This window comes from Collinsella sp. AF04-24, assembly GCF_003465685.1.
In the GTDB taxonomy this organism is placed as follows: domain Bacteria; phylum Actinomycetota; class Coriobacteriia; order Coriobacteriales; family Coriobacteriaceae; genus Collinsella; species Collinsella aerofaciens_AP.
In genome coordinates this window covers 25805-38688 of record NZ_QSBK01000004.1, presented here as the reverse complement: position 1 = coordinate 38688, position 12884 = coordinate 25805, and the positions used below count along the sequence as shown (strand labels likewise).

The window sequence follows — 12884 nt, the reverse complement described above, 5'->3', positions numbered from 1 at the left end:
TGAAATATCTACCTGTAGGTAAACCCTTGTAGAAAGGTTGACTGTTATGACTAAAGAACTCGATTTTGATGCCATTAAGGCTGCGGCTGAGTCTCATCGTGCTGATATGACTCGCTTCCTGCGCGCTATGATCTCTCACCCCTCTGAGTCCTGCGAGGAGGGTGAGGTTGTTGCCTGCATCAAGGCCGAGATGGAGAGCCTTGGCTATGACGAGGTCAAGGTCGACGGCCTGGGCAACGTCATGGGCTTTATGGGCGAGGGCGACAAGATCATCGCCATCGACTCTCACATCGACACCGTCGGCATCGGCAACATCGAGAACTGGGATGCCGATCCCTATGAGGGCTACGAGACCGACGAGATCATCTACGGCCGCGGCGGCTCCGACCAGGAGGGCGGCATGGCTTCTGCTACCTACGCTGCCAAGATGATGAAGGACATGGGCCTCATCCCCGAGGGCTACAAGATCATGGTCGTCGGCACCGTCCAGGAAGAGGACTGCGACGGCATGTGCTGGCAGTACATCTACAACAAGGACGGCATTAAGCCCGAGTTCGTCATTTCCACTGAGCCCACCGACGGCGGCATCTATCGCGGTCACCGCGGCCGCATGGAGATCCGCGTCGACGTTCACGGCACCTCCTGCCACGGTTCCGCTCCCGACCGCGGCGACAACGCCATCTACAAGATGGCCGACATCATCGCCGACGTCCGCGCCCTCAACAACAACGGCTGCGACGAGTCGACCGACATCAAGGGCCTCGTCAAGATGCTCGACCCCAAGTACAACCCCGAGCACTTTGAGGACGCCCGCTTCCTGGGCCGCGGCACCTGCACCGTCAGCCAGATCTTCTACACCAGCCCCAGCCGCTGCGCTGTCGCTGACTCCTGCGCCATCTCCATCGACCGTCGCATGACCGCCGGCGAGACCTGGGAGTCCTGCCTGGACGAGATCCGCAACCTGCCGGCCGCCAAGAAGTACGGCGACGACGTGAAGGTCTCCATGTACATGTACGACCGTCCGTCCTGGACCGGCGAGGTCTACGAGACCGAGGCTTACTTCCCCACGTGGATCAACAAGGAGACCGCTCCGCACGTCAAGGCCCTCGTCGACGCCCACAAGGCCATGTTCGGTGACGAGCGCATCGGCTGCGAGCCCAGCATGGACAAGCGCACCGGTCGTCCGCTGTGCGACAAGTGGACCTTCTCCACGAACTGCGTTTCCATCCAGGGCCGCTATGGCATCCCCTGCGTTGGCTTTGGCCCGGGTGCCGAGTCTCAGGCTCACGCTCCCAACGAGGTCACCTACAAGGACGACCTGGTCACCGCTGCCGCCATGTATGTTGCTGCTTTGAACCTCTACGATCCGAGCCAGGCCGATGGCGACGCTACCGTGTTCCGCGCTGGTCTGACCAACAACAAGATCGACTAGTCCCATTCCTTGATCTTGTTGAGCCGGGGACAGCCTGTGTCCCCGGCACCCCCTGTTGACTTGGGGCCCGCGGTCGTTATCTCCCATGCTTCCTCGACGGTAGCGGGTCCTCGTCATAGCGCTCTGCATGTTCTAGCCACACGCGCATGCCGGAGCACATCTACTCATTGCGATCGTTTCATCTATGGAAAGGATATTTACATGGACGCCAAGTTTACCGAGCTCGTCGAGCAGCTGAACGGCCTCGATTTTAAGGGCATGTACGGCAGCGACTTCCTGCACACCTGGGATAAGACCACCGATGAGCTCAAGGCGCTCTACATCGTTGCCGACGCCCTGCGCGAGCTGCGTGAGAACAACGTTTCGTCCAAGATCTTCGACTCGGGCCTGGCCGTCTCCCTGTTCCGCGACAACTCCACCCGTACGCGCTTCTCCTTCTCTAAGGCCGCCAACCTGCTCGGCCTCGAGCTGCAGGACCTGGACGAGAAGAAGTCCCAGATCGCTCACGGCGAGACCGTCCGCGAGACCGCTACCATGATCTCCTTCATGGCCGACGTCATCGGCATCCGCGACGACATGTACATCGGCAAGGGCGACGCCTACATGGCCGAGGTCTCCGAGTCTGTCCAGCAGGCCTACGAGGACGGCGTTCTGGATCACCGTCCCACGCTCATCTCCCTGCAGTCCGACTCCGATCACCCCACGCAGTCCTCTGCCGACATGCTCTACCTCATCAACGAGTTTGGCGGCCTTGAGAACCTCAAGGGCAAGAAGGTTGCCGTCACCTGGGCCTATTCGCCCTCTTACGGCAAGCCGCTGTCCTGCCCGCAGTCGCTGATCAGCCTGCTGCCCCGCTTTGGCATGGACGTCACCCTGGCCCACCCCGAGGGCTACGACCTCATGCCCGAGGTCGTCGAGCGCGCCAAGGGCTATGCCGCCGAGTCCGGCACCACCTTTAAGCAGGTCAACACCATGGCCGAGGCCTTCGAGGGCGCCGACATCGTGATCCCCAAGAGCTGGGCTCCGTTTGCCGCCATGGAGAAGCGTACCAACCTGTACGCCGAGGGCGACGACGCCGGCATCGCAGCGCTCGAGAAGGAGCTGCTCGCTCAGAACGCCACCCATCAGGACTGGTGCTCCACGACCGAGCTCATGGAGAAGACCGCCAACGGCCAGGACACCATCTTTATGCACCCGCTGCCCGCCGACATCTCCGGTGTCTCCTGCGAGCACGGCGAGGTCAACGCCGACGTCTTTGACATGCACCGCGTGGGCATGTACAAGGAGGCCAGCTACAAGCCGTACGCCATCGCAGCCATGATGTTCCTGCAGAAGGTTGCCGATCCCGCCGCTACCCTCAAGGCCCTCGACGAGCGCAACACCGCCCGTTGGTTCCAGGCCTAAAGCCGCGCTGAGGTAAGCCATGTAAAGGGGGCGCTCTGCCAACCGGCGGGGTGCCCCTTTTTGCATCGTGGGCGTGCGGGATAAGCGCTTTCGATGTAGATGCCCCGCGACGCGAGTTATGGGTACGATGGTTTCAGGGGAGGTATCGCCATGAAACTCGGTTGCGTCATTATGGCTTCGGGCGAGGGCAAGCGGTTTGGCTCTAACAAGATGCTTGCCGATATCTATGGCAAGCCGCTGATTGCCCGGACTATCGATTCGGTTCCCCGGGGCTTTGACGTCGTGGTTTCGACGCGTTGGCCCGAGGTCGCCCAGATTTGCGAGGACAAGCATTGCCCGTGCGTGCTGCACGATGGCAAGCTCAGGAGCGAAAGCGCCCGTGCGGGCCTTTCGTGGGGGGCGAGCCGCGGCTGGAAGGGTTGCCTCTTTTTGCCGGGCGACCAGCCGCTCGTGAGTTCGGATTCTTTTGAGGCCATGGTTCGCGCGTTTGATGAGCGTGGCCGCAAGTATCCGGTGCGTCTTGCGTGCAACGGTGAGCCTTCGAGCCCGGTGCTCTTTCCGGCGGAACTGTTCGATGCACTTATGTGTCTTGAGGGTAAGGACGGCGGCGGTTCGATCCTCAAGGACCGTACCGACGTGGTGCTGGTCGAGGCGCGTGCCTACGAGCTGTGGGACGTCGATACCGTCAAGGGACAGCGACGCATAACGGAGCATATCGCCGCCTGCTCGTATTTTGATCGCGTGGCCAACTGCATCAATCAATAAGGAGCAATTATGATCATCATCAAAAACGGCGCACTCGTGACGCCCCAAGGGCTTCGCCGCGCCGATCTTGCCATGGATGGCGATAAGATCGTACGGATTGCCGCGGCGATTGAGCCGGCCGAGGGCGATACCGTCGAGGATGCTGCGGGCTGCTGGGTGTTCCCGGGCTTTATCGATGGGCACACGCACATGCAGTGCTGGACCGGCATGGACTGGACGGCCGATAGCTTTGAGACCGGTACGCGTGCGGCTGCCTGCGGCGGTACGACGACCATCGTGGACTACGCGACGGCCGATCGCGGCGTGACCATGCCCGATGCCTTGGCCGAGTGGCATCGCCGCGCCGACGGAACCTGCACGGCCAACTACGCCTTTCATATGGCACTCGCCGAGTGGAACGAGCGCAACCGCGCCGACCTCTCGGCCATGCGCGAGGCGGGCGTATCGTCGTTCAAGACCTACTTTGCCTACGATCATCTGCGCCTGGACGATGCCGAGACGCTCGAGGTGCTGGAGGAACTCAAGCGTATTGGCGGCATACTGTGCGTGCATTGCGAGAACGGTACGCTGGTGAATGAGCTGCAGAAGCGCGTGTTTGAGCAGGGTATCCACGGGCCCGAGGGCCATGCGCTCAGCCGTCCGGATGTGTGCGAGGCCGAGGCCGTGAGCCGTCTGCTGTATCTGGCACACCTGGCCGGCGACGCACCGGTCAACGTGGTACACCTTTCGACCAAGTTGGGGCTCGAGGCCATTCGCGCTGCCAAAGCGCGCGGGCAGAAGAACATCTATGTCGAGACCTGTCCTCAATATCTGATGCTCGACGATACGCGCTACTTGGAGCAGGGCGAAGACGGCTTTGCGGGCGCCAAGTATGTGATGAGCCCGCCGCTGCGCCATGCCGGCGACCGTGCGGCACTGCGCGAGGCGCTTGTGGCCGGCGAGATCGATACGATTGCGACCGACCACTGCAGCTTTAACCTGCACGGGCAAAAGGACCGCGGGCGCGATGACTTCCGCGCGATTCCCAACGGCGGGCCCGGTGTGGAGCATCGCCCCGTCGCGATCGCTACGAGTTTTGAGGGACAGCTGGGCCCCGAGGATCTGTGCCGCTTGATGAGCGAGAACCCGGCGCGCGTCTTTGGCATGTATCCGCGCAAGGGCTGTCTTGCCGAGGGCGCCGATGCCGACGTGTGCGTGTGGGATCCCAAGGCGCGCTGGACGATTAGCGCCGGGACGCAGCATCAGGCTGTGGACTATACGCCGCTCGAGGGCTTTGAAGCGCACGGCCGCGCCAAGGCCGTGTTTGTGAACGGCGTGCTGGCTGCGCGCGACGGCGAGCCCACCGGAGCCCAACCCGGCCGCTACGTGCCCCGCTAACGGGAAGACCGCCGGGGTAGCTAATTTGGGAGATGATTTTTTGGGACGGGGTAGCAAAAAGAGCCCCGTCCCAAATTTGCTACCCCTGGAGGCTGGTGGCGATGAGGGGGCGGCCGAGGGCTGCCTCGAAGCAATCTGCCATCGTTGGATCGGCAAGCGTGTCGACTTGGTTGAGCATGATGCGGGCATTGTCGAGGTTCAGCATCTGCAGCTCGGCATTGAGCACCATGGCGACGCGCTCTGGGGTGGCAGCGTCGGTGGGCTCGCAGCCGCAGCGCTCGCAGAAGAGCTCGGGGCGGTGGACAACCTTGGCGACGGGCTTGCCCAGCCCTGAGGCGCCGACGACCCAGACAACGTTTGCCGTGGCGGCGGGAATTACCGGCTCCCAGGCGGCATGCGCCTTGAGCGGGAGTCGCTTGCTGCCATCTGCCTCGGCCAACACATAGTCAAAGCGCTGCGCCAGCTGGTCGAGCGGCTCAGCGGGGGCGGAGAGCTTGCCTGTCTCCGGGTCCAAGACGCCTGCCTGGCAGATGCTTCCGCGCACAAGGCCCGCGCAGGCCTCGCAGGTGCAGCCGGGGGCGTGTAAGGCACCTGGCTTCCAAGGTGCGGCGTCCAGGCGACGATTCGACCCGTCCCATGGCACGCCGGCAACGGGAAGCATATACGTGGTGGTACAGAGGAGCACGCGGCCGCCAGCGCGCATGAGCTCAAGACCCAGCGTCTTGAGCAAGGTCGACTTGCCGCCGCTGCCGATAATCGCGGTAATGCCCGGCTCGATCCTGAGCGCCGAGGCAAGATTGCCGCTAACCGTTTCCATCTGTTCACCGCCGTATAATACTGTGATAATAAATAATCATCAGAGTAGCGGTCGAACCGCTTTTGCTCTGCTCAAACCGTAGCACAGGGAGGTGCCCCGGGAATGCTCGTTTATGTTCGCGGCGCCGGCGATATCGCCACGGGTGTCGCTGCCCGTTTGGTGCGCGCCGGCGTGTCGGTTGTCATGGCCGATATCGCGGTTCCCACGTGCATCCGCCGCACAATCAGTTTTTGCGAGGCCATTCGCCTGGGCGAGGTCGAGGTCGAGGGCATTCGCGCTCGCTTGGCACAGACGCCGGCTGAGGCGCTTGCGATTGCCGAGGCTGGAGACGTCGCCGTTGTGGTAGACCCCCAGGCCAAGATGATCGGCGAGCTGAAACCCGCGGCTGTGGTCGACGCGATTTTGGCTAAGCGCAACTTGGGCACCACGCGCGACATGGCGCCCGCCGTCATCGCCGTGGGGCCGGGCTTTACCGCGCCGGTTGACTGCGACGCCGTGGTCGAGACCATGCGCGGGCATTTTCTCGGCCGTGTCATTACCCAAGGTTCGCCCCAGCCTAACACGGGCGTGCCGGGCATTATCGCCGGCTATGGCAAGGAACGTGTTATCCACAGCCCCGCCGCCGGCGTGTTTCGGTCCGACCGCGCAATCGGCGACATCGTGAGCGCCGGAGACGTGATTGGCTACGCGGGCGATACGCCCATGTGCACGCAGATCGATGGCTGTCTGCGCGGGCTTTTGGCGAACGGCGTGCAGGTGACTGAGGGCTTTAAATGCGCCGATGTCGATCCGCGCGGCGACGCCAGCTACATCAACTATATTTCGGACAAGGCGACATCGGTCGGCGGCGGCGTGCTCGAGGCACTCGCTATGCTCACCGATGTCTTTAGAGGATAGAAGGCGGCAATGGAAAAGCTCGATGTTGTGAATGCGGCGCTTGCCGCCCTGCGTGCTGGCGAGACGTGCGAGCTCGTGGTCGTGGCCGGTACGGCGGGGTCATCACCACGCGGCGTGGGCGCCTGGATGGCCGTCTTTGCCGATGGCAGCCAAGCGGGCACCATCGGCGGCGGCAAGATTGAGCTTTTTGCGCTGGACGAGGCGCGCGAGCTGCTGGCCGCAGGGCAATCGCGTCTGGTCCGCTACACCATGGGCGGCGAGAACTCCGATACCGGCATGATCTGCGGCGGGGCCATCTGCCTGTGCTACCTGCATCTGGACTCGACCCAGGCACCGTTGTTCCAGTCGGTTGCCGACGTCTTGGCCTATCGGCGCATCGGCGACTTCGTCATCGACTTTGAGCCGTTTATCGCGAGCGCGCTCGAGGGCGATGTGGTTGAGTACCATGGCGAGACATCGCGCCATACCATTGCCGGCTGCCCCGAGCTTTCGCTGGTGGAGGAGGGGAGTAAGGTCACCTACACCAACGCCGCCTTCGAGATTCCCCCGGCGCACATCGAGACGCTCTGCCCCGAGGGCCTGACCTATATCTTTGGCTGCGGCCACGTGGGCGCTGCGACGGCGCGGGTGCTCACGGCGGCGGGCTTTGCCGTCGTGGCTTGCGACGACCGCCCCGGCACGCTGACCCCCGAATGGGTGCCCGGCGTCTACGACCGTCGTCTGGTCGATTATAAGAACCTGAGCGAGCTGTGCCCCATCGGCCCGCGCGACTTGGTGGTCGTCGCCACGGCGGGTCACAAGTCCGATATCGACGTGGTGATTCAGGCCATGCGCGCTAAACCCGCCTATCTGGGCTGCCTGGGCTCGCGCCGCAAGACCGCCTTTGTGCGCGCCCGCCTGGAGCAGGAGGGCTTCACGCAGGGCCAGATCGACGAGCTGCACCTGCCGATCGGTGTCGCCATCGAGGCCGAGGACCCCGAGGAGATCGCCATCTCCATCGCTGCCGAGATGATCCACCTGCGCCGCACCAAGCTCGTCCCCCGCAAGCGCTAGTCGCATCCCCATCAATAAGTTGCGGTGAAATGCGGGCTGTTTAAGCCAGTTAAGCCGTCAAACAGTCCCTATTTCACCGCAACTGCCATTTTCCTCCGTCGCATGCGGATCGGTTTGTGCGGGGGAGTTGTGGAGTTGTGCAGGCAGACGAGGTTTTTCTGGAAAAACGCTCCCGATGCGCGTATAGTACCGATTGTTTTGTCGGCTCCTGCTGTGTCGAGTCCAAACCGCGTAATGCCATGAGCGGCGCGGATGCAGCCAGGAGGCACGAGGACAACCCATCGTGGCCACGCCCCGTGCTTAAAACCCCAAGAAGGAGTGAACAATGGCAGAAGAGAAGTATGTGCCGCGTCTGAAGACCAAGTACAACAACGAGGTCAAGCAGCAGCTTCAGGACAAGTTCCAGTACGAGAACGTCATGATGATCCCCAAGTTTGAGAAGATCGTCGTGAACATGGGTGTCGGCGAGGCCGCTACCGATTCCAAGGCCATCGACGGTGCCGTGCGCGACCTGCGCGCCATCACCGGCCAGCAGCCGATGATTACCCGTGCCCGCAAGTCCATCGCTACCTTCCGCCTGCGCGCTGGTATGCCGATCGGCTGCAAGGTTACCCTGCGTGGCGACCGTATGTGGGAGTTCTTCGATCGCCTGACCTCCGTCGCGATCCCCCGTATCCGCGACTTCCGCGGCATCTCCGCCAAGAGCTTCGACGGCCGTGGTAACTTCTCCATGGGCGTCACCGAGCAGCTCATCTTCCCCGAGATCGACTTCGACTCCGTCGATCACCAGCGTGGTATGGACATCACTTTCGTGACCACCGCCAACACCGATGAGGAGGCCAAGGCCCTTCTGGACGCCTTCGGTTTCCCGTTCAAGAAATAGGTTCACCTGCCCTATGAGCGCCGTTCCCAGAAGGGGGCGGCGCTTGGGGCGAACAATACTCTATGTGAGGAGGATATAAGTGGCTAAGACATCGATGATCGTCAAGTGCAATCGCAAGCAGAAGTTCTCTACTCGTGAGTACACGCGCTGCCAGCGCTGCGGCCGTCCGCACTCTGTGTACCGCAAGTTCGGCCTGTGCCGTGTCTGCTTCCGCGAGCTTGCACTCAAGGGCGAGCTTCCCGGCGTTAAGAAGGCCAGCTGGTAAGTCACTACCAGCGTTTCAAGCATCAGTTTGGAACAGGGAAAACGCGCTAAAAAGGCTTTGCCGTTAAGGGCGGCGAAGAACCAAGAGCACGTGTTCATCAAGAACGAAGGAGAATCTGTATGAACCTTACAGACCCGATCGCAGATATGCTTACGCGCATCCGTAACGCTAACTCTGTGAACAAGGCCACGGTCTCCATGCCGAGCAGCAAGAAGCTCGTCGAGATCGCTCGTGTTCTGCACGAGGAGGGCTACATCGAGGGCTACGATGTCGAGGACACCGTTCCCCAGAAGACTCTGCACATCACGCTTAAGTATGGTCCCAAGAAGGCTAAGGTCATCAACGGCATCCGCCGCATTTCCAAGCCGGGCCTGCGTAAGTACACCGGCGTTGCCGACATGCCCCGCGTCCGCGGTGGCCTTGGTACCGCCATCATTTCCACCAGCCATGGCGTCATGACCGACCGCGATGCTCGCAAGCACAACGTCGGCGGCGAGATCATCGCTTACGTCTGGTAATTCGCTCGGTAGGTAGAAGGAAAGGAGATCACCGTGTCTCGTATCGGTAATAAGCCTGTCCAGATTCCCGCCGGAGTCGAAGTGGCAGTCAACGGCAACAACGTTGTCGTCAAGGGCCCCAAGGGCCAGCTCGAGCTCGATGTCTTTGAGAAGCTCGCTATCAACGTCGAGGACAACGTCCTCACCGTTTCCCGTCCCGACGACGAGCGTGAGACCCGTGCCCGCCACGGCCTCACCCGCGCCCTCATCCACAACATGGTTGTTGGCGTTTCCGAGGGCTTCGAGAAGAAGCTCGAGCTCGCCGGCGTCGGTTACCGCGTGCAGCAGAAGGGCAAGAACCTCGAGTTCTCCCTGGGCTTCTCGCACCCCGTGATCGTCGAGGCTCCCGAGGGCATCACCTTCGAGGTTCCCGACAACACCCACGTGAACGTCAAGGGTATCAACAAGCAGCAGGTCGGTCAGATCGCCGCTGAGATCCGCGGCCATCGTCCTCCCGAGCCTTACAAGGGCAAGGGTATCCACTACGTTGGCGAGCACATCCGCCGCAAGCTGGGTAAGGCCGCCAAGTAGTCGTAACCGACTCACTCGCATAAGACCAGCACCCCGTCAGGTGCTGGCAAGATCAACCTTTTTAGGAGTTTACGTATGAACAAGCATAAGGCGAAGCTGGAAGGCCTCAAGCGTCGTCAGCGTCGTGTTCGCGGCAAGGTCTCGGGTACCTCCGAGCGTCCGCGTCTTCGCGTGACCCGTACTAACGCCAACATCTATGCCCAGATCATCGACGACAGCAAGGGCTCCAGCCTGACGCTCGTCTCTGCCTCGACCCTCGAGGCCGAGTTCAAGGGCACCCACACCTCGAACAAGGAGGCTGCGGAGAAGGTCGGTCAGCTCGTTGGCAAGCGCGCCATCGAGGCCGGCATCACCAAGGTCGCCTTCGATCGCGGTGGCCGTATCTACCATGGCCGCGTCAAGGCCCTCGCCGACGGTGCTCGTGCCGCCGGTCTCGAGTTCTAGGAGGTATGTAGCACATGGCTCGTAATCAGAAGCAGCAGCGCGAGGCCTCCGAGTTCGAGGAGCGCGTCGTTTACATCAACCGCGTGTCGAAGACCGTCAAGGGTGGTCGTCGCATGAGCCTCGTCGCTCTCGTCGTCGTTGGCGACGGCAAGGGTAACGTCGGCGTTGGCATGGGCAAGTCCGCTGAGGTGCCCCTGGCCATCTCCAAGGCGTCTCTCGATGCCAAGAAGAACATGTTCCACGTGCCGGTGACCGAGCAGGGCACCATCCCGCACGAGGTTCTCGGCCACTTTGGTGCCGGCCGCATCATCATCAAGCCCGCTGTCGAGGGTACCGGCGTTATCGCCGGCGGCGCTGTGCGTCCCCTCTTTGAGCTTGCTGGCATCAAGAACGTCCTGTCCAAGTCCCTCGGTACCGACAACGGCCTCAACATCATCAAGGCTGCCGTCGAGGGCCTCAAGGAGCTCTCCAGCCCTGAGGACGTCGCGGCTCGCCGTGGCCTGACGGTCTCCGAGATGTTCGTCGGTAAGGAGAACTAAGCATGGCTGACACCATCAAGATCAAGCAGGTCCGCAGCACCAACGGTTGCAAGCAGGACCAGGTCCGTACTGTCCGTGCCCTCGGTCTCCACAGGATCCGCGAGGTTCGCGAGATTGCTGACAACGAGTCCGTCCGCGGCATGATCTTCAAGGTCAAGCACCTTGTCGAGATTGTAGAGGAGTAGCAAATGCAGCTTCACGATCTTACTCCCGCGCCCGGTTCCACCAAGAACCGCAAGCGCGTCGGCCGTGGCAATTCTTCGGGTCACGGCACCACTTCTGGCCGCGGTCAGAAGGGCCAGGGTTCCCGCTCTGGCGGCACCAAGGGTGCCGGCTTCGAGGGTGGCCAGACTCCGCTGGCTATGCGCCTGCCCAAGCTTCCGGGCTTCCGCAACCCCCGTCGTATCGAGTACACCGCTGTTAACGTTGAGCGTCTCGAGCGTAAGTTCGAGGATGGCGCTGTGATCGACGGTGCCGCTCTTAAGGCCGCTCGCATCACCAAGAGCGAGTTCGAGCCCGTCAAGGTGCTCGGCAATGGTGAGCTCACCAAGAAGTTCACGGTCAAGGTCGACAAGGTCAGCGCTTCTGCGCAGGCCAAGATCGAGGCCGCCGGCGGAAAGGTCGAGCTGCCGTGCTAAATGGTCTTAAGAATGCTTTCCGCATCAAAGAATTGCGCGAAAAGATTCTTTTTACCATAGCTATGCTCGTCGTGTACCGCATTGGTGCGCACGTTCCTGTGCCCGGCATTCCCTTCCAGGGGATGCTGGGCCTTTTCTCGACCGATAACAATTCGGTCGCCGCAGGTGCTATGGCCCTCCTGAATCTTTTCTCTGGCGGCGCGTTGAGCTATGTGTCGGTGTTTTCGCTGGGCATCATGCCTTACATCACCAGCTCGATCATCCTCCAGATGCTCCAGGCCGTCGTGCCTTCCCTGCATGAGCTTGCCCGCGAGGGCGAGGTCGGTCAGACCAAGATTACGCAGTATTCGCGTTACCTCACCTTGGCTCTGGCAATCCTCAACTCCGTGGGTTACCTCTTCCTCTTTAAGAGCTTCGGCATCAGCTTCAATGGCGCCGGCGCTCCCGAGATCATCTTCGACCTCATGATCGTCGGTACGCTCACCGCGGGCGCCATGCTGATCATGTGGATTGGTGAGCTCATCACCCAGCGCGGTATCGGCAATGGCATGTCGCTGATCATCTTCGCGAACATCATGGCCGGTCTGCCGCAGGCGATCTTTTCCAGCACCGAGGGCAATGCCGGTGGCATCATCACCATGGCGATCATCTGCGCCATCATCCTGCTGGTTATTCCGCTGATTGTTTTCCTTGAGCGCGGCCAGCGCCGCATCCCGGTCTCCTACGCCAAACGCGTCGTTGGCCGTCGCATGATGGGTGGCCAGACCACCTACCTGCCCATCAAGGTCAACACCGCGGGTGTCGTGCCGATCATCTTCGCTTCGGCGCTGCTGTACTTCCCGGCTCAGATTGCCGTGTTCTTCCCCGGCATCGGCTGGATTCAGGCAGTTGCCTCTGCGCTTTCGACCGGTTGGCTCAACTGGGTGCTTAACGTTGTCCTCATCGTGTTCTTCGCGTACTTCTACACCTCCATGGTGTTCAACCCCGATGACACGGCCGATAACCTTAAGAAGCAGGGCGGCTTTATTCCGGGCGTGCGTCCGGGTAGGGCTACCGCGGCCTACATCAAGAACGCGCTCAACAAGATTACGCTTCCCAGCGCTGTCTTTTTGGCGCTCATCGCCATCGTGCCTTCGATCATCTTCTCCTTCACGGGTAACCATCTGATCCAGGCATTTGGCGGCACGTCCATCCTCATCATGGTCGGCGTCGTGCTCGACACGGTCGATAAGCTCGAAGGCCAGATCAAGATGTATGATTACGATGGATTCTTTAAATAGGC

At 61.5% G+C, this 12884-nt stretch carries 16 protein-coding genes; 15 read left to right on the top strand and 1 reads right to left on the bottom strand.

Annotated elements, in window-relative coordinates:
* Positions 1 to 46: 46 nt before the first annotated feature.
* The 4 genes from DWV32_RS02295 (at position 47) to hydA (ending at position 4978) form a co-directional block, all read left to right on the top strand.
* Positions 47 to 1432, top strand: coding sequence for a YgeY family selenium metabolism-linked hydrolase (locus DWV32_RS02295; RefSeq protein ID WP_099432046.1), 1386 nt, complete (start codon positions 47 to 49; stop codon positions 1430 to 1432).
* A 201-nt stretch (positions 1433 to 1633) separates the two neighbouring features.
* Positions 1634 to 2836, top strand: a complete 1203-nt coding sequence (gene ygeW, locus DWV32_RS02290; RefSeq protein WP_055252229.1) for a knotted carbamoyltransferase YgeW — start codon at positions 1634 to 1636, stop codon at positions 2834 to 2836.
* A gap of 150 nt (positions 2837 to 2986) precedes the next feature.
* Positions 2987 to 3601: a nucleotidyltransferase family protein gene (locus tag DWV32_RS02285; RefSeq protein ID WP_158566028.1), complete on the top strand. Its 615-nt coding sequence runs from the start codon at positions 2987 to 2989 to the stop codon at positions 3599 to 3601.
* A gap of 9 nt (positions 3602 to 3610) precedes the next feature.
* Positions 3611 to 4978, top strand: a complete 1368-nt coding sequence (gene hydA / locus DWV32_RS02280) for a dihydropyrimidinase (protein WP_117757078.1) — start codon at positions 3611 to 3613, stop codon at positions 4976 to 4978.
* Between the two features lie 79 nt (positions 4979 to 5057).
* Here the strand turns inward: hydA and yqeC are convergent, their stop codons facing one another.
* Positions 5058 to 5795, bottom strand: coding sequence for a selenium cofactor biosynthesis protein YqeC (gene yqeC, locus DWV32_RS02275; protein WP_117757077.1), 738 nt, complete (start codon positions 5793 to 5795; stop codon positions 5058 to 5060).
* 102 nt (positions 5796 to 5897) lie between these two features.
* On the opposite strand from yqeC, the gene yqeB reads away from it, so the two are divergent.
* The 11 genes from yqeB (at position 5898) to secY (ending at position 12882) form a co-directional block, all read left to right on the top strand.
* On the top strand, positions 5898 to 6692 hold the full coding sequence (gene yqeB / locus DWV32_RS02270; RefSeq protein WP_117757076.1) for a selenium-dependent molybdenum cofactor biosynthesis protein YqeB: 795 nt from the start codon (positions 5898 to 5900) through the stop codon (positions 6690 to 6692).
* A gap of 9 nt (positions 6693 to 6701) precedes the next feature.
* Positions 6702 to 7745, top strand: a complete 1044-nt coding sequence (locus DWV32_RS02265; RefSeq protein WP_117757075.1) for an XdhC family protein — start codon at positions 6702 to 6704, stop codon at positions 7743 to 7745.
* A 325-nt stretch (positions 7746 to 8070) separates the two neighbouring features.
* Entirely contained in the window at positions 8071 to 8628 is a 558-nt protein-coding gene (gene rplE / locus DWV32_RS02260; RefSeq protein WP_006235260.1) for a 50S ribosomal protein L5, read from the top strand.
* A 79-nt stretch (positions 8629 to 8707) separates the two neighbouring features.
* Positions 8708 to 8893, top strand: a complete 186-nt coding sequence (locus DWV32_RS02255) for a type Z 30S ribosomal protein S14 (protein WP_022094280.1) — start codon at positions 8708 to 8710, stop codon at positions 8891 to 8893.
* 119 nt (positions 8894 to 9012) lie between these two features.
* Complete coding sequence (gene rpsH / locus DWV32_RS02250) at positions 9013 to 9411, top strand: 30S ribosomal protein S8 (protein ID WP_006235262.1); 399 nt, start codon at positions 9013 to 9015, stop codon at positions 9409 to 9411.
* Between the two features lie 33 nt (positions 9412 to 9444).
* A complete protein-coding gene (gene rplF / locus DWV32_RS02245; protein WP_006235263.1) occupies positions 9445 to 9981 on the top strand; it encodes a 50S ribosomal protein L6 in 537 nt (178 codons plus the stop codon).
* A gap of 75 nt (positions 9982 to 10056) precedes the next feature.
* Entirely contained in the window at positions 10057 to 10425 is a 369-nt protein-coding gene (rplR, locus tag DWV32_RS02240) for a 50S ribosomal protein L18 (RefSeq protein ID WP_006235264.1), read from the top strand.
* A gap of 14 nt (positions 10426 to 10439) precedes the next feature.
* The gene (rpsE, locus tag DWV32_RS02235) at positions 10440 to 10964 is read left to right on the top strand and encodes a 30S ribosomal protein S5 (protein ID WP_055252236.1); all 525 of its coding nucleotides are present in this window, start codon (positions 10440 to 10442) and stop codon (positions 10962 to 10964) included.
* Positions 10965 to 10966: 2 nt separating this feature from the next.
* On the top strand, positions 10967 to 11149 hold the full coding sequence (rpmD, locus tag DWV32_RS02230; RefSeq protein ID WP_006235266.1) for a 50S ribosomal protein L30: 183 nt from the start codon (positions 10967 to 10969) through the stop codon (positions 11147 to 11149).
* 3 nt (positions 11150 to 11152) lie between these two features.
* The gene (gene rplO / locus DWV32_RS02225) at positions 11153 to 11602 is read left to right on the top strand and encodes a 50S ribosomal protein L15 (RefSeq protein ID WP_006235267.1); all 450 of its coding nucleotides are present in this window, start codon (positions 11153 to 11155) and stop codon (positions 11600 to 11602) included.
* Positions 11596 to 12882, top strand: a complete 1287-nt coding sequence (secY, locus tag DWV32_RS02220) for a preprotein translocase subunit SecY (protein WP_117757074.1) — start codon at positions 11596 to 11598, stop codon at positions 12880 to 12882. The genes rplO and secY overlap by 7 nt, the downstream gene beginning before the upstream one ends.
* Positions 12883 to 12884: the final 2 nt, after the last annotated feature.